Genomic DNA, 21486 nt, shown 5'->3' with positions numbered 1-21486 from the left:
GCGTGACCATTCTGGAGAACATCCGGGGACCACGCGACCTGAAGGCGCTGTCCGAGGCAGAGCTGAATCAACTGGCCGGGGAGATCAGGGAGTTCCTGATCCATGCGGTCGCCAGGACCGGCGGTCACCTGGGGCCCAATCTGGGGGTGGTGGAACTCTCCATCGCACTCCACCGGGCCTTCGAGTCACCGGTCGACCGCATCCTGTGGGACACCGGTCACCAGAGCTACGTGCACAAGATCCTGACAGGTCGTCAGGATTTTTCGAAGCTGCGCGGAAAGGGCGGTCTGTCCGGCTATCCGTCGCGTGAGGAGTCCGAGCACGACATCGTCGAGAACAGCCACGCGTCCACCGCGCTCGGCTGGGCCGACGGGCTCGCCAAGGCCCGCCAGGTGCAGGGGGAGAAGGGCCACATCGTCGCCGTCATCGGGGACGGCGCGCTCACCGGCGGCATGGCGTGGGAGGCCCTCAACAACATCGCCGCCGCCAAGGACCGCCCGCTGATCATCGTCGTCAACGACAACGAACGCTCCTACGCGCCCACCATCGGCGGCCTCGCCAACCACCTCGCCACCCTGCGCACCACCGACGGCTACGAGAAGGTCCTCGCCTGGGGCAAGGACGTGTTGCAGCGCACACCCGTCATCGGCCCCACCGTGTACGAGGCCCTGCACGGCGCGAAGAAGGGCTTCAAGGACGCGTTCGCCCCCCAGGGGCTCTTCGAGGACCTGGGCCTGAAGTACGTGGGCCCCATCGACGGACACGACATACGGGCCGTCGAGTCGGCGATGCGCCGCGCCAAACGCTTCCACGGCCCGGTCCTCATCCACTGCCTCACCGAGAAGGGCCGCGGCTACGAGCCGGCCCTCGCCCACGAGGAGGACCACTTCCACACCGTCGGTGTGATGGACCCGCGCACCTGCGAGCCCCTCGTGCCCCCCAAGGCCCCGTCGTGGACCTCGGTCTTCGGCGACGAGATCGTGCGGATCGGCGAGGAGCGTGAGGACGTCGTGGCGATCACGGCGGCCATGCTGCACCCGGTGGGCCTCGGCAAGTTCGCCGAGCGGTTCCCCGACCGCGTCTGGGACGTGGGCATAGCCGAGCAGCACGCGGCGGTCTCCGCGGCGGGGCTCGCCACCGGTGGACTGCACCCCGTCGTCGCCGTCTACGCCACCTTCCTCAACCGCGCCTTCGACCAGCTCCTGATGGACGTGGCCCTGCACCGCTGCGGCGTCACCTTCGTACTCGACCGGGCAGGCGTCACGGGCGTCGACGGGCCGTCGCACAACGGCATGTGGGACATGTCCGTGCTGCAGGTCGTGCCGGGCCTGAGGATCGCCGCGCCACGCGACGCCGACCAGCTGCAGGCCCAGCTGCGGGAGGCGGTCGCGGTCGACGACGCGCCGACCCTGATCCGGTTCCCGAAGGAGTCGGTGGGCCCGGCGATCCCGGCCGTGGACCGGGTGGGCGGCCTGGACGTGCTGCACCGCGACGAGGAGTCCCAGGTGCTGCTCGTCACCGTCGGCGTCATGGCGCCCGTCTGCCTGCAGGCCGCCGACCTGCTTCAGGCCCGCGGCATCGGCTGCACGGTCGTCGACCCCCGCTGGGTCAAACCCGTCGACCCCTCCCTGCCGGGCCTCGCCGCCGAGCACCGGCTCGTCGCGGTCGTCGAGGACAACAGCCGCTCCGCCGGCGTCGGCTCCGCGGTCGCCCTCGCGCTCGGCGACGCCGACGTCGACGTACCGGTGCGGCGGTTCGGGATCCCGGAGCAGTTCCTCGCGCACGCCAAGCGCAGCGAGGTGCTCGCCGACATCGGCCTCACGCCCGTGGAGATCGCCGGGCGGATCAGCGCCTGCCTGGCCGCCAAGGAAGAGCTGTCCGAGGAAGAGCTGTCCAAGGATGTGGTGCCCAAGGATGTGGTGCCCAAGGATGTGGTGTCCCAGGATGTGCTGTCCCAGGAGAAAGTGAACGCGGAATGACCATCCCCACCGGGCAACGGGAGTTCGACCTCGGCGCGCTCCTGGCCGAACGCGGGGCCGAGCGCTACGAGCTGCACGCGAAGTACCTCAACCACCAGCTTCCGCGCATGCTCCACACCATCGGCTTCGACAAGGTCTACGAGCGGGCCGAGGGTGCTCACTTCTGGGACGCGGACGGCAACGACTACCTGGACATGCTCGCCGGGTTCGGGGTGATGGGCCTCGGCCGCCACCACCCCGTGGTCCGCAAGGCGCTGCACGACGTGCTGGACGCCCAGCTCGCCGACCTCACCCGCTTCGACTGCCAGCCCCTGCCCGGCCTGCTGGCGGAGAAGCTGCTCACCCACAGCCCGCACCTGGACCGGGTCTTCTTCGGCAACAGTGGCACGGAGGCCGTCGAGACCGCGCTGAAGTTCGCCCGGTACGCCACCGGGAAGCCGCGGATTCTCTACTGCACCCACGCCTTCCACGGGCTGACCACCGGGTCCCTCTCCGTCAACGGTGAGACGGGCTTCCGCGACGGCTTCGCCCCGCTGCTGCCCGACACCGCCGTCCCGCTCGGCGACCTCGACGCGCTGGCCCGGGAGCTGAAGAAGGGGGACGTGGCCGCTCTCATCGTCGAGCCGATCCAGGGCAAGGGCGTCCACGAGGCCCCGCCCGGCTATCTGCGCGCCGCCCAGGAGCTGCTCCACCGGCACAAGGCGCTGCTCATCGCGGACGAGGTGCAGACCGGCCTCGGCCGCACCGGCGACTTCTACGCCTACCAGCACGAGGACGGCGTCGAGCCGGACCTGGTGTGCGTGGCGAAGGCCCTCTCCGGCGGCTATGTTCCGGTCGGCGCCACCCTCGGCAAGGACTGGATCTTCAAGAAGGTCTACTCGTCCATGGACCGGGTCCTCGTGCACTCGGCGAGCTTCGGCTCCAACGCACAGGCGATGGCGGCCGGGCTCGCCGTCCTGTCCGTGATGGAGAACGAGCAGATCGTCGCGAACGCCCGTGCCGTCGGGGAACAGCTGAAGTCCCGGCTCACCGAGCTCGTCGACAAGTACGAGATGCTCAGCGAGATCCGCGGCCGGGGCCTGATGATCGGCATCGAGTTCGGCCGGCCCAGCTCCCTGAAGCTGCGCAGCCGCTGGACCATGCTCCAGGCCGCCCGGAAGGGTCTGTTCGCGCAGATGGTCGTCGTGCCGCTGCTGCAACGCCACCGGATCCTCACCCAGGTCTCCGGCGACCACCTGGAGGTGATCAAGCTGATCCCGCCGCTGATCATCGATGAGGCGGATGTCGACCGGTTCGTGGACGCCTTCACCGCGGTGATGGACGACGCACACGGCGGCGGCCTGGTGTGGGACTTCGGCAAGACGCTGATCAAGCAGGCGGTGGCCAACCGCTGACCCTCCCCGAGTCGGAGCCTTTTGTCTCAGAGGCAAGAAATTTGCCGAAGGGGCAAAGGCTCCGGCTCAATGGAGGCATGAACTCCCCTGAGACCGATCCCGGCCCCGGGGCCGACGACGGGCCCTCCGAGGACCTGCCCCTCGTCGCGCCGCAGCTGCGCGCGCTGCGCCGCCGCGCCGGGCTCACCCTGGAGGCCGCGGCCCGTGCCGCCGGGCTCTCGCCGGCGCATCTGTCCCGGCTGGAGACCGACCGGCGACAGCCGTCGCTGCCCATGCTGCTGGCGCTCGCCCGCATCTACGGTACGACCGTCTCCGAACTGCTCGGCGAGACCGTCGCCGACCGGGACGCCGTCGTGCGCGCCGCCGACATGGAGCCGACCCGGGCGGGCGGCTGGACGTACTGGCAGGCAGGCGGAGCCGGACGCGGCATGCAGGCCCTGCGGGTCCACATCCCCTACGGCACCCAGGGCGACATCGTGCGCGTCCACCCCGGCGAGGAGTGGCTGTACGTCCTCAAGGGGCGGCTGCGGCTGCGCCTCGGCGACACCACGCACGTACTCGCGCCGGGGGACAGCGCGCACTTCGACTCGCTGACCCCGCACCGCCTCGCCGCCGCCGACCACGACGGCACGGAGCTGCTCTTCGTCCACACCCTGCTGCAGAGCCCGACCGCCGCGCTGTGCGTCGGTCCCACCCACGGAGAGATGCCATGACCGACATGGAGGAGAAGTTCCCGCGCGGCCTCTGGGTGCGGCTGATCGTCTACATCGCGGTCGGCCATCTGTTCGCCGCCTTCATCTATCTGCTGTTCCAGGTGGGCGCCAAGTGAGCGCCCACCCCGGGCCGGGCCTCAGTCCAGCAGCCGGTCGCGCAGCCGCTCCCGCACGTCGGGCGTGATCCGCAGCCCCTTCTCCAGATAGGCGTCGACACCGCCCCAGGTCTCCTCGACCGTCTCCATCGCCGCCAGCAGATACTCCGTCCGCGCGTCGAAGAGGGGACTGAGCAGCTCCATCACCTCGGGAGAGTACGTGTCGGGCGACGAGCCGTTGCGGTACACCTTGTAGCGGCGGTGCTTCGCGTTCGACTCCAGGTAGTCCGCGACGATCGCCTCACGCTCGACCCCGAGGGCGAGGAGCGTCACCGCGATCGACAGTCCCGCGCGGTCCTTGCCCGCGGCGCAGTGCATCAGCGCGGGCACGCTGTCCTCGGCCAGCGCGTGCAGCACCTGGGAGTGCTCGGCCGTGCGCTCCTTGACGATCGTGCGGTACGAGTGGATCATCCGGTTCTCCGCCCTGCCGTCGGCGAGCAGGGCGCGCAGTTGCTCCAGGTCGCCGTCGCGGACCATCTTCCAGAACTCGGCGCCGTGCGCCGGGTCGGTCAGCGGCAGGTTGACGTTCCGCACGCCGGGCAGCTCGACGTCCGGGCCCTCCAGCTTCTTGTCCGCCGCGTTGCGGAAGTCGAAGATCGTGTGCAGGCCCAACGAGGCGAGGAAGGCCGCGTCCCGCTCCGTCGCGTGCGCGAGATGGCCGCTGCGGAAGAGCACTCCGCGCCGCACCCGCCGTCCGTCCACGGTCGGCAGGCCTCCCACGTCGCGGAAATTGCGTACGCCGGTCAGCTCGGGCTCGGTAGACGGGACCTGCTGCGTCACGAGGGCTCCTCCCATCCGTCCGTCGGCGCTGTTCGCCGGCGGGCCGCGCCACGACGATACGGCACCGTGTGCTGAGGCAACCGTCAGGTAACCGTCCACGCCAGGACGCCGTGGGGAACGGCGAGGCGTTGCCAAGAGCGGCCACACAACCGATGATGTTCGGGCCTGATCGCACCTGTTCGAATCTGTGGGGGCATGTGATGCTGGAGATCGCCGCGGACGGCCGCACCTGGCTGCTGTCAGGGCCCACGAGCAGCTACGCGCTGCGGCTCACCGAGGACGACACGCTGCTGCACCTGCACTGGGGCCCGCGGATCGCCCTCGCCGACGCCGAGGCGCTCGCGGCCCTGCCCGCGCCGCCGTACCGGCCCTTCGAGTCCCCGCTCGACGGCCGCGAGGAGTACCCGGTCGAGGGCGGCCCCCGCTTCGTACGCCCCGCACTGTCCGTGCGCACCGAGGAGCGCCGCGGCACCGAGTGGACGTTCGAGGCGTTCGAGGCCGACGGCGACGAACTGCGGCTGCGATTCACCGACGCCGGACTGCGGATCACCCTCCACCACCGGATGCGCGGCGACGTCGTCGAGCGCTGGGTGACCATCGCCAACGACGGCCCCACCCCCGCCGAACTCCTCCGCGCCGACTCCGCCACCTGGACCCTGCCCGAGCGCGAGGGCTGGCACCTCTCCCACCTGCACGGCCGCTGGGCGGCCGAGTCCCGGCTGGTGCGGTCCGAGCTCACCTACGGCGAGAAGGTCATCGGCAGCCGTCGCGGCCACACCGGCCACCAGTACCTGCCGTGGGTCGCGCTCGACACCGACGCGACCGAGGAGAGCGGCGAGGTCTACGGCTGCGCGCTCGCCTGGTCGGGCACCTGGCGGATCGCCGTGGCCCAGCTCCCGGACGCCCGGGTGCAGATCACCGGCGGTGCCGGGTACGACGACTCGGGCCTGCTGCTGCTCGCGCCGGGGGAGACGTACACCACTCCCGTCTTCGCGGGGCTGTGGAGCGACGGCGGCCACGGCGGGGCGAGCCGCATCTGGCACGCGTACCAGCGCGCGCACGTCATCCCGGACGCCGACCGGGACCGCCCCGTGCTCTACAACTCCTGGGAGGCCACCGAGTTCGACATCTCCGAGGAGCAGCAGGGCGCGCTGGCGCGGCGGGCGGCGGCCATCGGTGTGGAGCTGTTCGTGGTCGACGACGGCTGGTTCGGCGCCCGTACCAGCGACCGCGCCGGGCTCGGCGACTGGCGGCCCAACCCCGACCGCTTCCCCTCCGGCCTCAAGCCGCTCGCCGACTACGTGCACGCCCTCGGGATGCAGTTCGGCATCTGGGTCGAACCCGAGATGGTCAACCCGGACAGCGATCTCTACCGCGCTCACCCCGACTGGGTGCAGTACCAGCCGGGACGGAAGCGGACGGAGTTCCGCAACCAACTGGTACTGAACCTCGCCCGCGAGGACGTCCAGGAGTACCTCTGGGAGCAGCTCGACGCCCTGCTGACCAGCGCCCCGATCGACTACGTGAAGTGGGACTTCAACCGCTGCTTCACCGACGCCGGTTGGCCCGGCGAGCCCTACCCGCAGCGCTTGTGGGTCGACCACGTGCGCGCCTTCCACTCCCTGCTGGACCGGTTGCGGGCCGCCCACCCCCATGTCGCCTTCGAGTCCTGCTCGGGCGGCGGCGGGCGCATCGACCTCGGCGTCATGAGCCGTACGGACCAGGTGTGGACCTCCGACAACACCGACCCGCTGGACCGCCTCACCATCCAGCACGGCTTCAGCCAGATCCACCCGGCCCGGGTCATGGCCGCCTGGGTCACCGACAGCCCGAACGTGATGCTCAACGGACGGGTGAGCTCGCTGCGCTTCCGGTTCGTCAGCGCCATGGCCGGGGTGCTCGGCGTCGGCGGCGACCTCGCCCGGTGGACCGAGGAGCAGCTGGCCGAGGCCGGGGACTGGGTCGCCCTCTACAAGGAGATCCGGCCCGTGGTCCAGCGCGGCGACCTGTACCGGCTGCGGCCGCCGACGGGCGGGCTGAGCGCGGTGCAGTACGTGCTCGGCGACGAGACCGTCGTCCTCGCCTGGCTCCAGGCACAGCACTACGGCGAGCCGGTCGCCCCGCTGCGACTGCGCGGCCTCGACCCCGCGGCGACGTACGAATGCCGGGAGACGGGCGAACTGCACCGCGGCGCGGTCCTTCTGCACCACGGACTGCGGCCCGCGCTGCGGGGCGACCTCGACGCGACGGTGATCCGGTTGCGCCGCCGCTGATCAGGGGCCTATTCCTGATCGGCGCAGATACGGCGAGTGGTTTATCTCACCGTCCGTCAACCCTTTCCTACGGTCGCGTAGCTCACATCCCAAGGTGAATCATGGACCGATGTGGCAGACGATTCGAAGAATGACAACAGATCAGTGATCGGGTCGTACGTGGCGGTGGGGGACAGCTTCACCGAGGGTGTCGGCGACCCAGGGCCCGACGGTCAGTTCGTCGGCTGGGCCGACCGGTTCGCGGTCCTCCTCGCCGACCGGCGGCCCGAGGGCGACTTCCGGTACACGAACCTCGCCGTGCGCGGCAAACTGCTCGACCAGATCGTCGCGGACCAGGTCCCGAGGGCCGTCGAACTCGCCCCGGACCTGGTCTCGTTCTGCGCGGGCGGCAACGACATCATCCGGCCGGGCACCGACCCCGACGACGTCGCCGAGCGGTTCGAGCGGGCCGTCGCCACCCTCACGGCCGCCGTGGGCACGGTGATGGTGACCACCGGGTTCGACACAAGGGGCGTGCCGGTGCTCAAGCATCTGCGCGGCAAGATCGCCACCTACAACGGTCATGTGCGAGCCATCGCGGACCGGTACGGCTGCCCGGTCCTCGACCTGTGGTCGCTCAAGTCCGTGCAGGACCGGCGCGCCTGGGACGATGACCGCCTCCACCTCTCACCCGAGGGGCACACCAGGGTCGCCCTGCGGGCCGGCCAGGTCCTCGGCATCGAGGTACCGGCCGACCCGGACCAGCCGTGGCCGCCCCTGCCGCCGCGCGGCACGTTCGAGGTACGGCGCGACGACATCCACTGGGCGCGCGAGTACCTGGTGCCGTGGATCGGGCGGCGGCTGCGCGGAGAGTCGTCGGGGGACCGGGTGGTGGCCAAGGGGACGCTGTCGCCGGACGACATCAGGGTGCGGATCGCGCAGGCGGTGTGAGGCCGGGCCTGCGCTCCTCGAACGCCGGAGGGGCTGATGTGTGCACCGGTCGGCACCACTCAGCCCGTCCGGCGATCGAGGGCCGGCCCGTTCGGGCCGAAAAAGGGGCCTGGGGACGGCAACGGTACGGCGCGCCGACCCGACGACCTTCAACAGCGTGCCGCCGCCCCGGAGACCGGGGCCGCATGTCGTCCGAGAGGCCCGCTACCGCGCGGAGGTCGTCCGCCGTTCCACGGGCGGCACGTCGCAGGAGTCCTTGAACCCCTGGCTGGTCAGGCCGAGCGCGGCGTTGATGCGCGAGCGCAGGTTCTCCACCGCGACCATCGCCGTCAGCTCCACGAACGCGGGCTCGCCCAGCCGGCCCAGGAGCCGGGCCGCGAGGGCGTCGTCGACGGTGGGCGGGGTGGCCGTCATCGCCTCGGCGTACTGCATGACGTCCCGCTCCAGTTCGGTGTACACGTCGCTGTCGCGCCAGCACGGCACGTCGACCAGCTTCTCGCGGGCCATACCCCGCTCCCGGCTCACCCAGTAGCCGAAGTCCAGGCACCAGGCGCAGCCGATCGCCGCTGCCGAGGCCATCTCGGCCAGCGCCTTCAGGTCCGGGTCCAGCTCGTTCCACTTCGCCACCGACTGCTCGAACCGCAGATCGCTCCACAGCACCCGCGGGTGGTGGGCGAGCGCCTTGCCCGGGTCCAGCACCTTGCCGTACGTCCGCTTCGAATACCACTCCACGACACGGAAGAAGAGCGTGCGGCGCGGGGTTAGGGAGATACGGGCCATGGGGCACCTCCGGTGCGTCGTTCCGGGCGCTCCGTGGTGAGCGTCCGCACGGATACGACGGACCGGCGCGCACGGATGTGACATCCCGGCCCGCACGAATGCGCCGTGTGCCGGGGAGGCCGGGGACATGGCTTTGTGACACGGCCGAACCCGGTTCGCCGGACGGGCCGACCATAATGAGGGCCTCACCCACTCCACTGGAGGTGCCGTGACCGGTTTCGGTCCCCTGAGCTCCGGGCTCCGCGCGCTGCGGCCCACCGCCTTCGGCGCGGATCCCAGCGGGGAGCGCCTGGCGCGCATCCGCAGATCGCCGCACTTCGCGGACGGCGCCTTCGTGAACCCGGAGGGCACCCGGACCCGCCCCTCGGGCGGTTCCGCGCTGGAGCTCGCGAAGATGTACTTCCGCAAGGAGGACCGTGTTCGCCGCGCCCCGGCCGACCTGGTCCCCGTACACCCGACGACCTACGCCGAGCTGGCCGAACCCCCGGCGAGCGGACTGCGGCTGACCTGGATGGGCCACTCCAGCGTGCTCGCGGAGATCGACGGGCAGCGGGTGCTGTTCGACCCGGTGTGGGGGCAGCGCTGCTCGCCGTTCGACTTCGCCGGCCCCAAGCGGCTGCACCCGGTGCCGCTGCCGCTCGCCGCGCTCGGCCCGGTGGACGTGGTCGTCATCTCCCACGACCACTACGACCACCTCGACCTGCCCACCATCAAGGCCCTGGCCGACACGGACACCGTGTTCGCGATACCGCTCGGCGTCGGCGCCCACCTGGAGCACTGGGGTGTGTCCGCGGACCGGCTGCGTGAGCTGGACTGGCACGAGTCGACCCGGGTCGGCGGCCTCACGCTCACCGCCACCCCGGCCCGCCACTTCTGCGGCCGCGGCCTGCGCAACGGTCAGCACACGCTGTGGGCGTCCTGGTCCGTGGCGGGCGACGAGCACCGCGTCTACCACAGCGGCGACACCGGCTACTTCGAGGGATTCAAGGACATCGGCGCGGCACACGGCCCGTTCGACGCGACGATGATCCAGATCGGTGCGTACTCCGATTTCTGGCCGGACATCCACATGACCCCCGATGAGGGCACGCGCGCCCACCTCGACCTCCAGGGCGGCGAGCCGCACGGTGTGCTGCTCCCCATCCACTGGGCGACCTTCAACCTCGCCCCGCACGCCTGGGCGGAGCCCGGTGAGTGGACGAAGGCCGCGGCCGACGCAGTCGGGCAGGCGGTCGCGGTCCCGGTTCCGGGCCAGCCCTTCGAGCCCGCCGGCGACCTCCCCACGCACCCCTGGTGGCGGGATGTGTCCCCGCCGCTGCACGGCAAGTGGCCCGTTCCGGATATCACCCCGGTGGCATCTCGTGACGACCTCGACCTTGTGGGCGAGGGCTGACCGAACCCAAGAGTGTGACGGAAGTCCGCCCTTGAGCCGATACGGAGGTGTCCGCCGGACTCAGCGGTCGAACGTCAGGCGCGGTACCGCGTTGCGGGCCAGGGCGTGGGCCTGGTCGGGCCACCAGGCGCCGGCGGGTGGATCGACGATGCCGTACTCGGGGTCGATCGTGCCGCCGGTGTTGCGCGTGCAACTGCCGTCGGATTCACCGGGGGTTTTGATCCACAGGTAGGCATCGACGAGCGGGACGCCGGTGTCGGCGGTGGGGCGCGGGCCGAGACCGCGGCCGGGCGCGTTGCACCAGCTCTCAGGGTCCCCGCTGTACTTGCCCGGTGCCGGGGTCCAGGCGCCCCGACCGTTGCGGCTGGTGTCGATCACGAAGTGACGCAGCTCGCCGGCCGGCGGGGTGCCCACGTTCTGGTCGAACCAGGCGTCCGTCCACCGCCAGGTGCTCGGATCCGAGGGGGAGACGGCGTTGCCGGGGGCGCCGTCGTTGGGGGCGGCGGACGAGTAGTACTGGCTGGCGCACCAGTCGGTGTGGCCGCGCGCCTGCTCGGGTCCGTTGGTGGCGAACCACATGCACTTGGCGATCCAGGTGCCGTATCTGGCGTTGTGGTCGGTGGGGTGGTTGTTGGACACGTTCAGGGCGAAGCCGTCGCCGTACCGGAGGCCGGCATCCAGCAGTCGCTGGGCGATGTCGCCGACGGCCCGCCACTGTACGTTGCCGGCGTCCAGGTAGACCGCGGTGCGGGGCCGGGCCTTCAGGGTTTTCACGGCGTATGCGATGTCGGCGATGCGGGCGGCCGTGAGTTCGCCGGTCGGGTCGGTGGTGGGCCCGCAGTCCTTGGGAAGGTTGGCCAGGCCGTCGGGTTCGACGACGACCACCGCCTTGTCGTCGCCGATGCCGGCGGCGAAGGCGTCGATCCACTTGCGGTAGGCGGCGGAGGATGCGGCTCCGCCACTGGAGTACTGGGAGCAGTCCCGGCCGGGTATGTCGTAAGCGACCAGGACGGGGGTCCGGTCGATCGCCCGGGCCCGGCGGACAAGCCTGTTCACCTTGACGCGCACCTCGTCGGGCGTGCCGTCGGTGAACCACTCGGCCTGCGGCCAGCTCGCGAGTTCGGCCATGTTCGCGGCGTTCTCGATGTCCCCGTTCCTGAAGTCGACGAGGGCCTGTTTCGCGGCCTTGCTGTGCGGGTCCACGTAGAACTTCGTGGCCGGAGTGATCACGTCCTGCGCGGGCGTGGCCTGCGCCTGCGTCGCGGTGAGGGCGGCGCAGGCGGTGAGCGCCGCGATGACGGCGGCCGCGCTCCGTCGTGAGCTGCGTGGTTTCATGACTGCTCCAGGGGGTGGAGGAGTGGGGGGTCTGCCACCGAGGGGGCTGTCGACCGCCTGTGCGGAAGGCAGTGCGCGGTGGACCCGGCCGGGCTGCGGCGGACGGTGCCCATGGCCGGTCGCGGGGCAGGTACGCACCGGGCCACGGCTGGTCCGGGATCAGTAGCCGTAGATCATCTTGTAGGCGACCTCGGGGAGGAACTGTCCGGCCGTGGAGCCCGCTCCGACGCCGCAGTTGCCGTCGGACTCGCCCGGCGTCTTGATCCATAGGAGCATCTCGGCCCCTCCACCCTTCTGGGTGGGGGTGCCGATGCGGCGGCCTGAGGGGTTGCACCACTGGCCGTTGGAGCCGTTGCCGTTGCGGCTGGTGTCCACGACGAACGGCTTGGTATAGCCGTAGCGGGCGCCCAGTTCGCTGTTGACGGCGTTGCCGTAGGCGATGTTCTCGGCCGTGGTGTAGTAGTTGGAGATGTTGAGCGAGAAGCCGTGGGCCTGCCGGAGTCCGGCTTCGTTCAGGCGCTGGGCCATGGTCGCCGGACTCGCCCAGCCCGGGTTGCCGGCGTCCAGATAGACCCAGGTGTTGGGCGCCTGGCGGTTGAACTGCCCGAGTGCGCCGGTGATCATGCCTTCCCGTTCGGCGATCTGAGCCTGCGTCATACAGCCGTAGTCCGCGAGGGAGTCCGGTTCGAGGAGGACGATGGCCGGACGGTTGGCGATACCGCCGGCGAACTGGGCGATCCAACTCGCGTAGGCGGACGGCGAGGCGGCTCCGCCGGCGGAGTGCCCGCCGCAGTAGTCGCGGTTGTAGATGTTGTACGCGACGAGGAGGGGCAGCCTGTCCTGACTGTCCGCCGCGCCCACGTACGCACCCGTGGCGGTGCCGATGGTGCCGCTCCAGGATCCGAACCAGTGGGCCATGGGGGTGTTGGCGATGGAGGTGTTGATCGCGTACGCCCGGCCGTCGCCGGGGTTGGCGGCGACCCACCGCTTCACGCTGGAGTCGGGGTCCACGTAGAACCCGTTGGTCATGGTGGTCGGGTCGGCAGCGTGGGCGGACGGTGCGACGGCGAGCGCCAGCGGAAGAGCCAAGAACGCTGCCACGAGGGCGTGGAGTCTGCGGCGCATGACTGTACCTCGTTTTCCTGGCAGGGGTACGTCGCACGCTCTCGTCCCGAGCGTGCGACGTGCTGAGGAAGTGCGGTGGTACGAGCCCCCTTGGGCCGGTGGGCTCAGGCAAGGACGCGTACCCGAAGGACTGGCGACCTGATCTTGGGAGCGCTCCCACTGGAAGCGCTCCCAAAAGCACCGGGAACTTTTGGCGTGTGGCCGGTATCGTGTTGTGCTCAGGTCAAGCTGTCAAGAGGCGCTGCACGAACCTGCACTTCATATGGTGAAGACCAAGGCTCTACGGCCTTGAGCTGGAAGCGCTTCCGGCTCCTGGTCCGGCTCCTGGTCCTTGAAGAGTCCGTCTGCCCCCGTTGCCACCGCCGGGCGGACGGCAGTGGAACCAGGCCGGGGACGGGGCGCTTCACGCGAGGCCGAGAGGGACGGCTCAGGGATCATGGGGGAGAATGTGCCGCGTCGGCAGTCGACGCTCGACGAGGTGGCCGAACGCGCCGGCGTCTCCCGCTCGGTGGCCTCCCGCGTCCTCAACAACGCCCCGCACGTCAGCCGCGCCAAACGCGAGGCGGTCGAACGGGCCGTCCAACAGCTGGGTTACGTCCCCAACCCGACCGCGCGCGCTCTGGCCACCCGCCGGGCGGGAGCGGCGGCCCTGGTCGTCGCGGGAGAGGATCCGTCCATCTTCGCGGACCCGTTCTTCGCCCAGGTGATCGTGGGGGCGTCGGCCGCCCTGGAGGAGGCCGACCTGCATCTGATGCTGTGTCTGGCCGCCTCCGACCGGGGCCGCAAGCGGGTGGCGGAACTCCTTCGGTCCAGGGGCGCCGACGGCGTCATGCTGATGGCGCTGCGCGAGGGCGATCCGCTGGCCCGTGTGGCAGAGGACGCGGAGATGCCCGTCGTGTTCGGCGGTCGCCCGGTCGGTTCGGCACCCCGGTGGTACGTGGACGTCGACAACGCCGGCGGAGCGCGCGAGGCCACCGAGCACCTGCTCATCCGTGGCCGGACCCGGGTGGCGACGATCTGCGGACGTCTGGACACCGAGGTCGGGCGCGCCCGCTACCGCGGCTACCGGGACGCCATGCTGGCAGCCGGCCTGGACCCGTACCCGCCGCAGGAGGGGGACTTCACCGAGCCCGGTGGAGCCGCCGCCATGGCCGCACTGCTGGCGGACCACCCCGAGGTCGACGCGGTGTTCGCCGCCAACGACAACATGGGGGCGGGGGCGCTGCGCACGTTGCGTGAGGCCGGCCGACCGGCCCCCGCCGATGTCGCCGTGGTCGGCTTCGACGACCTGACCGTCGCCCGGATCACCGATCCTCCGCTCACCACCGTCCACCAGCCCATCAAGGCTTTCGGACGGGAGATGGCCCGCATGCTCGTCGCACTGATCAATGGGCAGGACCCCACCCCGCTGATCCTGCCCACCCGCCTGGTCATCCGCTCCAGCGCCTGACGGCCGTGCCTCGCGCCGGCGCGGCGCACACCGACGCCCCACCACAGCGACGGTCGGGTTGCACTGCCGCTTCTTGGTCTGCGAGGGCGCCCGCCCGGCCGGCTGGGTCTCGGCCGGGCAACCGCCGTGCGCCGGTGGCGTCTTGTGGCCGCGATCGCCGTACCGCCCGGCTCAGCGCGCCGCGCGGTGGGACCCTGCCGGCCCGCCGGTGGGTACGGCGGCTGTGCTGGAACGCAACGAGATCGGGGGAGTCAACAGGATGTGCCGAGGCGGTGTGTCCGGCGCGGCGATGCGTTCCACGAGCAGGGAAACGGCCTTCTCGCCCATTTCCAGAGCCGGTACGTCCGCTGCCGTGAGCGGCGGGCGGAAGTCCTCGGCCCACGTCCTGGCCGCCACACCGGTGATGGAGAAGTCGTACGGCACTTCGAGACCGGCGTCCGCCAGCGCGCGCTGGATGCCGGGCAGGGCGGCCTCGTTGATGGTGGTGACAGCGGTGACGTCCGGATGGCTGCGCAGGAGCGCCTCGGCGCATTCCTGACCGGAGCGGGCGTCGTCCCCGCAGGGCACTTCGACGCCCTCGAGGCCGCGTTCCGCCACGGCCGCTTCGAAACCCTCTCTGGCCCTGTGCGCGGGGCCATAGCCGGCCGAGATGAGTTCCGGGGAACGAGTGACCAGAGCCACCCGGCGGTGCCCGAGATCGGCGAGGTGCCGCACGCAGTGCTGGACCAGGCCGGCGTAATCGACGTCGATCCAGGACATCTGGTGGTCGCCGGCCGTGTGCCCGATCCCGACGAAGGGCAGCCCGGCTTCCTGCAGGCGCCCCGCACGAGGGTCCTCCAGGCGGATCTCCATCAGAATGACGCCGTCCACCCGGTTCTCCGAGACCAACCGCTCGAAGGAACGCTCGTGTTCCCCGCCGGAAGGGGACAGCAGCACATCCAGGTCGACCCGGGCGGCGGCGTCGACCACGCTGGCGACGAAGTCCAGCTGCATGTGTGTGAGCCTGTTGCCGGCCGGCGGGATGACGAGACCGATGGTCCGGGTCCGGCCCTCCTTGAGGGCCCTCGCGGTCGCGTTGGGGCGATATCCCAATTCGTTGATCACGTCCTGGATGCGTCGGCGCGTGCTGGTGGCGACGGGGCGTTTGCCGCTGAGCGCGTACGACACCGTGCTGCGCGACACCCCCGCGCGCCGAGCTATCTCCCCGATGTTCATGAAGCTCCTCAAGGCCGCACTCAGGCCGCAAGGATACTGACGGGTGGTGGGGGTACCGCCCGGCCTCGCCACGCTCCGGCACGACCGACCTGTGCACCACGGCATCGCCGGCGACCAGGTGCGGGAACGCCAGGGCACGCAGATCGTCGACAACTCGGCAAGATGATCGTCGGTGGGCGCAGTGGTGGCTGCCGTGGCCGAGCGGCCATGTCCCGCTTCGTCGCGTCTTCCTCGGCAACGGCGCCACGTCGCTGCGACCGTGTGGCGCAAGATGGTGAGTTCGCGGCGGTGGACCGCGCGTACAGCGTCGCAGCCGCCCCGAAGGGACTCGTCATGGATGGCCCTTGACGAGCGCCAAGTGCCCCGCGGCGCCACGCAGATGGCCGCCCCGTGGTTGGGCCCGGGCGGACGAAGGACGCAGGGTGCCCGAGGGCCGTGAGCCCGCGAGGAACGGCGTCAGGCTGCCGGAACCGCCATGCGTGCCGCGTCTCACGTGGTGGCGGATGGCGTGGGGCGAATCGATTCCACGCAAGCGCTTCGACGAGGATGCTAGGACCGGCGGTGTGCGGGGTCAATGGCGGCCGCGAGAGGAATGCGGAGCCGACGCGCGAGCCGAGCTCCGCCGCTTGGGCCAGTGCCCTGCGAACCGGCCCTCCGCCGTCTCCCGGTCTGGCAGCTGCGTCCCTGCTCACCGGCATGACGGCGGATCACCGGGATAATCCTGGCCTGGTCGTCGCACACCCTTGCGGGGCCCGGCACATCGGCGCAACGGACGGTGACGTCGCCGTCTGCCTGCCGCCACGCCGCAACTCTTCGAGCGCGTCGAGAGCTTCCGAACCGCAGGAATCAGCCTTCGAATCGATTCCGCGACAACGTTCGCAACAGTGGGCTCCGGACCCTTGACAGCCCTGCGAAACCGGGAGCACCGTCTCCCCCCGAAACCTCTCTGCAATCTCGCTGCGAAGCGGCACCTTCAAGCGCTTCCGGATGGTCAGCGCCACCAACACAGCCCGGCCGGGTTGCGTCGGCACGGTAGGGAGATCGGATGAGAACCATACGTACAGGACGCCACCTGCCGTCCGGGCGCGGTGGCGTCCGGCGATTACTCGCGGCGGTACGGCACCGTGGCAGGCCGCACAGAGTGCTGGACCGGGCGCACGTTCCGCCGCCGGAGCGCTCGCCCCGCTCTCGTTCGAAAACGTTGGCCCGGGCGGGGGCCGCAGCCGCACTCGTCGCCGGGGCACTGTTCGGCGCCACGGCCACGGCGGGCCCGGCCCGCGCGGCCGCGTCCGGGCCGTGCGACATCTATGCGGCAGGCGGCACGCCCTGTGTGGCGGCGCACAGCACGACCCGAGCGCTGTACGCCTCGTACAACGGACCGCTCTACCAGGTCCGGCGTGCCTCGGACAACACCACCCGGAACATCGGCGTCCTGAGCGCGGGCGGGTACGCCGACGCCGCCGCCCAGGACTCGTTCTGCTCGGGAACGACCTGTCTGATCACGATCATCTACGACCAGTCCGGCCGCGGCAACAACCTCACCCAGGCGCCCGGCGGCGGTGCCGCGGGCGGTCCCGACAACCTCGCGAACGCGACCGCCGCGCCGACCATGGTGGGCGGTCACAAGGCCTACGGCGTCTTCGTGGCGCCCGGCACGGGCTACCGCAACAACCACACCAACGGGATCGCGACCGGGGACAACCCCGAAGGTATGTATGCGATCTTCGACGGCACGCACTACAACGGCGGCTGCTGCTTCGACTACGGCAACGCGGAGACGGACAGCAACGACGACGGCAACGGCACCATGGAGGCCATCTACTTCGGCAACATCAGGGTCTGGGGCTATGGTTCGGGCAACGGTCCGTGGATCATGGCTGACCTGGAGAACGGCCTGTTCTCCGGGGTCAACCAGCATTACAACGCGGGCGATCCGACCATCAACCACCGGTACACGACCGCCATCGTCAAGGGCGGGCCGAACCACTGGGCGATCCGTGGCGGCAACGCCCAGTCCGGAGGCCTGTCCACCTTCTACGACGGGCCGCGGCCCAACGTCCCGGGCTACAACCCGATGCGGAAACAGGGTGCCATCATCCTGGGCATCGGAGGTGACAACAGCAAGGGCGCCCAAGGCACCTTCTACGAAGGCGTGATGACCTCCGGCTACCCGTCGGACGCCACGGAGAACGCCGTTCAGGCCAACATCACCGCGGCCGGATACAGCAATTTCTCCGGCGGGACGAGCACCGGTGCGTTGCACGCGGTGGGCGCCGGCAAGTGCCTGGACGTGCCGAACTCGTCCACCACGGCCGGCATACAGGTGCAGATCTGGGACTGCAGCGGCGGCGCCAACCAGACCTGGACCCGCACGTCCTCGGGCCAGCTGACCGTCTACGGCGGCAGCAGTCAGATGTGCCTCGACGCGTACGACAACCAGACCTCCGCCGGCACCAAGGTGGAGACCTGGCCGTGCAACGGTGGCGCCAACCAGCAGTGGCAGCTGAACTCCGACGGCACCGTCACCGGCACCCAGTCCGGGCTCTGCCTCGACGTCACCGGCGCCTCCACGGCCAACGGCGCCCTGGCCGAACTCTGGCCGTGCAACGGTGGATCCAACCAGCGATGGAGCCTCAACTGACCTGAACGGCTCCGGCCCGTGGCCTGCTCACGGTCGGCCACGGGTCACTGCCCCCGGAGCAGGTCTCCGTATGCCCGGCGCCCGTCGGGCACCTCCGGGATCCTCCGACCGTCCGGCCGCATCGCCCCGTCCAGGACGTCGTGGTCCACCTGGCCGGTGGCTCCTACCGGCTGTCCAAGCCGCTGATACCCAGCAGGCCATGCCAGGCATCAGCCGGTCGTGGCCGGCGCCCGGCAAAGAGCGTTGGCAGGTACATGATCAGACTCTCAACCATCCGCTGACCGGCTCGCCGGCCCGTTCACCCCACCCACTGTCCCGCACCAGTGAGGAACGCTGATGAAGAAGTACTCGGCACCCTTGGCCGCGGCGCTGACGGCCGCGCTCGGCATGGGCTGTGCACTGCCCGCGGCGGCCGCCACCGGCACCCAGGCGCCGCCATCCGCCGTGCGGGCCGCCGCGCCCGCCCCCTTGCGGCTGATGCCGTTGGGCGACTCGATCACCTGGGGCGTCGGCAGCCCCTCCGGGAACGGCTACCGGGGCTTTTTGTGGAACCAGCTGTCGACCGAGGGGCACGCCCTGGACTTCGTCGGGTCGGGCCGCAACGGCACCATGTCCGACCCGGACAACGAAGGCCACTCCGGCTGGCTGATCGACCAGATAGCCGGTATCGCGGACAGCGTGCTGGCCCGTTACCGGCCGAACGTGGTCACCTTGGAGATCGGTACCAACGACCTGAACGGCAACTACCAGATCCCGACCGCACCCGACCGGCTCCGTGCGCTCATCGACCAGATCACCCGCGACGCCCCCGACGCGACCGTCCTCGTGGGCACCGTGATCGTCTCCACCAGCGGCACCGAGGAGGCCAACCGGCCCGCTTTCAACGCCAAGCTCCCCGGGATCGTCCAGGCCGAGCAGGCTACCGGCAAGCACGTGCGCCTGGTGGACATGAGCGCTCTGACCACCGCGGACCTGTCCGACCCCTTTCACCCCAACGACAACGGCTACCGCAAGATGGCGGACGCCTTCAACGCCGGAGTCCAGGCCGCGGACGCGGCAGGCTGGATCAAGCCGCCGGTTTCCGCCGGTGGGGAGGTGCGTTCCGGGGTCGCGGGGAAGTGCCTGGACGTCAACGGTGGAAACAGTGCCAACGGGACCGCCGCGCAGATCTGGTCCTGCAACGGCTCCGACGCGCAGCTGTGGTCCGCGCGCTCCGACGGCACCTTGCGGGCGCTCGGGAAGTGCCTCGACGCCACGGGCGGTGGTACCGCCAACGGCACCAAGATCGAGATCTGGGACTGCAACGGCGGCACCAACCAGCAATGGCAGCCGTACAACGGCGGTTACCGCAATCCGGTCTCGGGCCGCTGCCTCGACGACCCCAACGCGTCCACCACCGACGGTACGCAGCTGATCCTGTGGGACTGCAACGGCGGCGTCAACCAGCAATGGACCGCTCTGCCGGTCTCCTGAGCCCCGTGACCCGACCCCACCGCGGCGCCGTCCTGTGATCGATGTTCCACCCCCCCACACAAGGAGGATGATCCTTCATGCCCTGGCCCAACGAGCAACTCCGCCTCCGCAAGGCCCTGGCCTTGGCCACCGGACTGACAGCCGGCACGGTACTGGCCCTGACCGGGGCGGCATCTCCCGCCGCCCATGCCGCTTCCGGCACGCTGGGCGCGGCGGCGGCCGGCAGCGGCCGCTATTTCGGCACGGCCGTGGCTGCCGGAAGGCTCGGCGACTCGACGTACTCCACGATTCTCGACCGGGAGTTCAACATGATCACCCCGGAGAACGAGATGAAGTGGGACACCACCGAACCGTCCCGGGGCGCCTTCAACTTCGGCCCGGCCGACCAGATCGTCGGCCATGCCACCGGGCACGGACAGCGGATGCGCGGCCACACCCTGGTGTGGCACTCGCAACTGCCCGGCTGGGTCAGCGGAATCAGGGACGCGAACACGCTGCGCAGCGTGATGAACAACCACATCACCACCGAGATGAGCCACTTCAAGGGCAAGATCTATGCCTGGGACGTGGTCAACGAGGCCTTCGCCGACGGCTCCTCCCAGCACCGCAGCTCGGTGTTCCAGGACGTGCTGGGCAACGGCTTCATCGAGGAGGCCTTCCGCACCGCCCGGGCCGCCGACCCCTCGGCCAAGCTCTGCTACAACGACTACAACATCGAGAACTGGACCGACGCCAAGACGCAGGGCGTCTACGCGATGGTCAAGGACTTCAAGTCCCGCGGTGTGCCCATCGACTGCGTCGGCTTCCAGAGCCACTTCGGCGTCGGCGGCCCGCCGTCGAGCTTCCGGACCACCCTGGCCAACTTCGCCGCGCTCGGCGTGGACGTGCAGATCACCGAACTCGACATCGCCCAGGCGTCGCCGACGGCGTACGCCAACACGGTCCAGGCGTGCATGAACGTCGCCCGCTGCACCGGCATCACGGTGTGGGGAATCAGGGACAGCGACTCCTGGCGCAGCGGGGACAATCCGCTGCTGTTCGATGCGGCCGGCAACAAGAAGCCCGCCTACGACGCGGTCCTGTCCGCGCTGGGCGGCAGTGCGGGGAACCCGGGGGACCCAGGAGGCATCGTCTCGGGCACGGTGTATTCGCTGAGTGATGTCGCGGCGGGCCGGGTGTTGGACGTCCCGGCCGGACAGACGGGGAACGGCACGCCTTTGCAGCTCTGGGACGCCAACGGTGGTGCTGCGAACCAGCAGTGGCGGGCGAGTCAGAACAGTGATGGTTCGTACACGCTGACCAATGTCGGCAGTGGTCGGGTGCTGGACGAGCCGGGCGGTCGGACGGGCAACGGCACGCGGATGGAGATCTGGGATGCCAACGGTGGCGCGAACCAGCACTGGCGGGCGAGTCGGAACGGCGACGGTTCGTACACCTTGACCAACGTCGCTTCCGGCCGGGCGCTGGAGATTCCCGCCGGGCAGACCGGCAACGGGGCTCCGGTCCAGGTCTGGGACTCCAACGGCGGCGCCAACCAGCACTGGAACCTCAGGTGAGGTGATCGGCGCCCAGCGCGCGCTCCTGCCCCGGATCGCTTCGGAGTAGCCGCACAACACCTGCGCCCGGCACGGCGGCCGTCGCCGGACGCGGGTTTCGGCATGCCGTCATGGCGGGCTGACTGTCCAAAACATGGGATGGATCGGGAGGTGATTCGGCGTAACAGGTCTATTGACAGGGTGTCAGGCGTGTGGGATCACTATGCGACATGGGATGTCTGAGTGTTCTCTGTGGGTGCTCTCGGGCACTCTGACGGGAGCGGTCGACGCACCTTGTAAGCCCTTGTGATCCCG

15 protein-coding genes and 1 pseudogene are annotated in these 21486 nt (G+C 70.3%); 11 read left to right on the top strand and 5 right to left on the bottom strand.

Annotated elements, in window-relative coordinates; all coding sequences use genetic code 11:
- The first annotated feature begins 2 nt into the window (after positions 1-2).
- The 4 genes from dxs to ACFYZJ_RS12675 all read left to right on the top strand — a co-directional run bounded on the left by dxs (position 3) and on the right by ACFYZJ_RS12675 (position 4202).
- The gene (gene dxs, locus ACFYZJ_RS12690) at positions 3-1979 is read left to right on the top strand and encodes a 1-deoxy-D-xylulose-5-phosphate synthase (protein WP_388566242.1); all 1977 of its coding nucleotides are present in this window, start codon (positions 3-5) and stop codon (positions 1977-1979) included.
- Positions 1976-3373 carry an aspartate aminotransferase family protein gene (locus tag ACFYZJ_RS12685; RefSeq protein WP_388566240.1) on the top strand — a complete coding sequence of 466 codons (1398 nt, stop codon included), beginning with the start codon at positions 1976-1978 and terminating at the stop codon, positions 3371-3373. The genes dxs and ACFYZJ_RS12685 overlap by 4 nt, the downstream gene beginning before the upstream one ends.
- Before the next feature lie 77 nt (positions 3374-3450).
- The gene (locus tag ACFYZJ_RS12680; protein WP_388566238.1) at positions 3451-4086 is read left to right on the top strand and encodes a helix-turn-helix domain-containing protein; all 636 of its coding nucleotides are present in this window, start codon (positions 3451-3453) and stop codon (positions 4084-4086) included.
- The gene (locus tag ACFYZJ_RS12675; RefSeq protein ID WP_388566235.1) at positions 4083-4202 is read left to right on the top strand and encodes a DUF6126 family protein; all 120 of its coding nucleotides are present in this window, start codon (positions 4083-4085) and stop codon (positions 4200-4202) included. The genes ACFYZJ_RS12680 and ACFYZJ_RS12675 overlap by 4 nt, the downstream gene beginning before the upstream one ends.
- Positions 4203-4223: 21 nt before the next feature.
- On the opposite strand, the gene ACFYZJ_RS12670 is transcribed toward ACFYZJ_RS12675, so the two are convergent.
- Positions 4224-5021, bottom strand: coding sequence for a tyrosine-protein phosphatase (locus ACFYZJ_RS12670; protein WP_388566232.1), 798 nt, complete (start codon positions 5019-5021; stop codon positions 4224-4226).
- 200 nt (positions 5022-5221) lie between these two features.
- Between ACFYZJ_RS12670 and ACFYZJ_RS12665 the strand changes: the two genes are divergently transcribed.
- The gene (locus ACFYZJ_RS12665; RefSeq protein ID WP_388566229.1) at positions 5222-7294 is read left to right on the top strand and encodes an alpha-galactosidase; all 2073 of its coding nucleotides are present in this window, start codon (positions 5222-5224) and stop codon (positions 7292-7294) included.
- A gap of 144 nt (positions 7295-7438) precedes the next feature.
- On the top strand, positions 7439-8224 hold the full coding sequence (locus ACFYZJ_RS12660; protein ID WP_388566226.1) for an SGNH/GDSL hydrolase family protein: 786 nt from the start codon (positions 7439-7441) through the stop codon (positions 8222-8224).
- A 204-nt stretch (positions 8225-8428) separates the two neighbouring features.
- On the opposite strand, the gene ACFYZJ_RS12655 is transcribed toward ACFYZJ_RS12660, so the two are convergent.
- Positions 8429-9004, bottom strand: a complete 576-nt coding sequence (locus ACFYZJ_RS12655; RefSeq protein ID WP_388566223.1) for a carboxymuconolactone decarboxylase family protein — start codon at positions 9002-9004, stop codon at positions 8429-8431.
- A gap of 208 nt (positions 9005-9212) precedes the next feature.
- On the opposite strand from ACFYZJ_RS12655, the gene ACFYZJ_RS12650 reads away from it, so the two are divergent.
- Positions 9213-10397, top strand: coding sequence for an MBL fold metallo-hydrolase (locus ACFYZJ_RS12650; protein WP_388566220.1), 1185 nt, complete (start codon positions 9213-9215; stop codon positions 10395-10397).
- Positions 10398-10457: 60 nt separating this feature from the next.
- On the opposite strand, the gene ACFYZJ_RS12645 is transcribed toward ACFYZJ_RS12650, so the two are convergent.
- A complete protein-coding gene (locus tag ACFYZJ_RS12645) occupies positions 10458-11732 on the bottom strand; it encodes a glycoside hydrolase family 6 protein (protein ID WP_388566217.1) in 1275 nt (424 codons plus the stop codon).
- Positions 11733-11891: 159 nt separating this feature from the next.
- Positions 11892-12857, bottom strand: a complete 966-nt coding sequence (locus ACFYZJ_RS12640; RefSeq protein WP_388566215.1) for a glycoside hydrolase family 6 protein — start codon at positions 12855-12857, stop codon at positions 11892-11894.
- Between the two features lie 436 nt (positions 12858-13293).
- Here ACFYZJ_RS12640 and ACFYZJ_RS12635 point away from each other — a divergent pair, with 436 nt between their 5' ends.
- Positions 13294-14307, top strand: coding sequence for a LacI family DNA-binding transcriptional regulator (locus ACFYZJ_RS12635; RefSeq protein WP_388566211.1), 1014 nt, complete (start codon positions 13294-13296; stop codon positions 14305-14307).
- Between the two features lie 171 nt (positions 14308-14478).
- Here the strand turns inward: ACFYZJ_RS12635 and ACFYZJ_RS12630 are convergent, their stop codons facing one another.
- A complete protein-coding gene (locus tag ACFYZJ_RS12630) occupies positions 14479-15522 on the bottom strand; it encodes a LacI family DNA-binding transcriptional regulator (RefSeq protein WP_388566208.1) in 1044 nt (347 codons plus the stop codon).
- Between the two features lie 1045 nt (positions 15523-16567).
- Here ACFYZJ_RS12630 and ACFYZJ_RS12625 point away from each other — a divergent pair.
- From ACFYZJ_RS12625 to ACFYZJ_RS12615, 3 genes and pseudogenes are all read left to right on the top strand, one after another.
- Complete coding sequence (locus tag ACFYZJ_RS12625) at positions 16568-18163, top strand: arabinofuranosidase catalytic domain-containing protein (RefSeq protein ID WP_388566206.1); 1596 nt, start codon at positions 16568-16570, stop codon at positions 18161-18163.
- A 336-nt stretch (positions 18164-18499) separates the two neighbouring features.
- Entirely contained in the window at positions 18500-19636 is a 1137-nt protein-coding gene (locus ACFYZJ_RS12620) for a ricin-type beta-trefoil lectin domain protein (protein WP_388566203.1), read from the top strand.
- Positions 19637-19713: 77 nt separating this feature from the next.
- Positions 19714-21189 (top strand): annotated as a pseudogene (locus ACFYZJ_RS12615) (endo-1,4-beta-xylanase); the annotation flags it as partial.
- Between the last annotated feature and the right edge of the window lie 297 nt (positions 21190-21486).

The organism is Streptomyces sp. NPDC001848, from assembly GCF_042891915.1.
Classification (GTDB): Bacteria; Actinomycetota; Actinomycetes; order Streptomycetales; family Streptomycetaceae; genus Streptomyces.
Note: the sequence above shows the minus strand (reverse complement) of the source record. Positions and strands in the feature narration are given on the sequence as shown.

Coding starts and splice junctions, on each gene's coding strand:
- ACFYZJ_RS12625 (WP_388566206.1), top strand. CDS start 16,568: ATGAGAACCATACGTACAGGACGCCACCTGCCGTCCGGGCGCGGTGGC.
- ACFYZJ_RS12640 (WP_388566215.1), bottom strand. CDS start 12,857: ATGCGCCGCAGACTCCACGCCCTCGTGGCAGCGTTCTTGGCTCTTCCG.
- ACFYZJ_RS12655 (WP_388566223.1), bottom strand. CDS start 9,004: ATGGCCCGTATCTCCCTAACCCCGCGCCGCACGCTCTTCTTCCGTGTC.
- ACFYZJ_RS12645 (WP_388566217.1), bottom strand. CDS start 11,732: ATGAAACCACGCAGCTCACGACGGAGCGCGGCCGCCGTCATCGCGGCG.
- ACFYZJ_RS12665 (WP_388566229.1), top strand. CDS start 5,222: ATGCTGGAGATCGCCGCGGACGGCCGCACCTGGCTGCTGTCAGGGCCC.
- ACFYZJ_RS12675 (WP_388566235.1), top strand. CDS start 4,083: ATGACCGACATGGAGGAGAAGTTCCCGCGCGGCCTCTGGGTGCGGCTG.
- ACFYZJ_RS12620 (WP_388566203.1), top strand. CDS start 18,500: ATGAAGAAGTACTCGGCACCCTTGGCCGCGGCGCTGACGGCCGCGCTC.
- ACFYZJ_RS12635 (WP_388566211.1), top strand. CDS start 13,294: ATGGGGGAGAATGTGCCGCGTCGGCAGTCGACGCTCGACGAGGTGGCC.
- ACFYZJ_RS12630 (WP_388566208.1), bottom strand. CDS start 15,522: ATGAACATCGGGGAGATAGCTCGGCGCGCGGGGGTGTCGCGCAGCACG.
- ACFYZJ_RS12680 (WP_388566238.1), top strand. CDS start 3,451: ATGAACTCCCCTGAGACCGATCCCGGCCCCGGGGCCGACGACGGGCCC.
- ACFYZJ_RS12685 (WP_388566240.1), top strand. CDS start 1,976: ATGACCATCCCCACCGGGCAACGGGAGTTCGACCTCGGCGCGCTCCTG.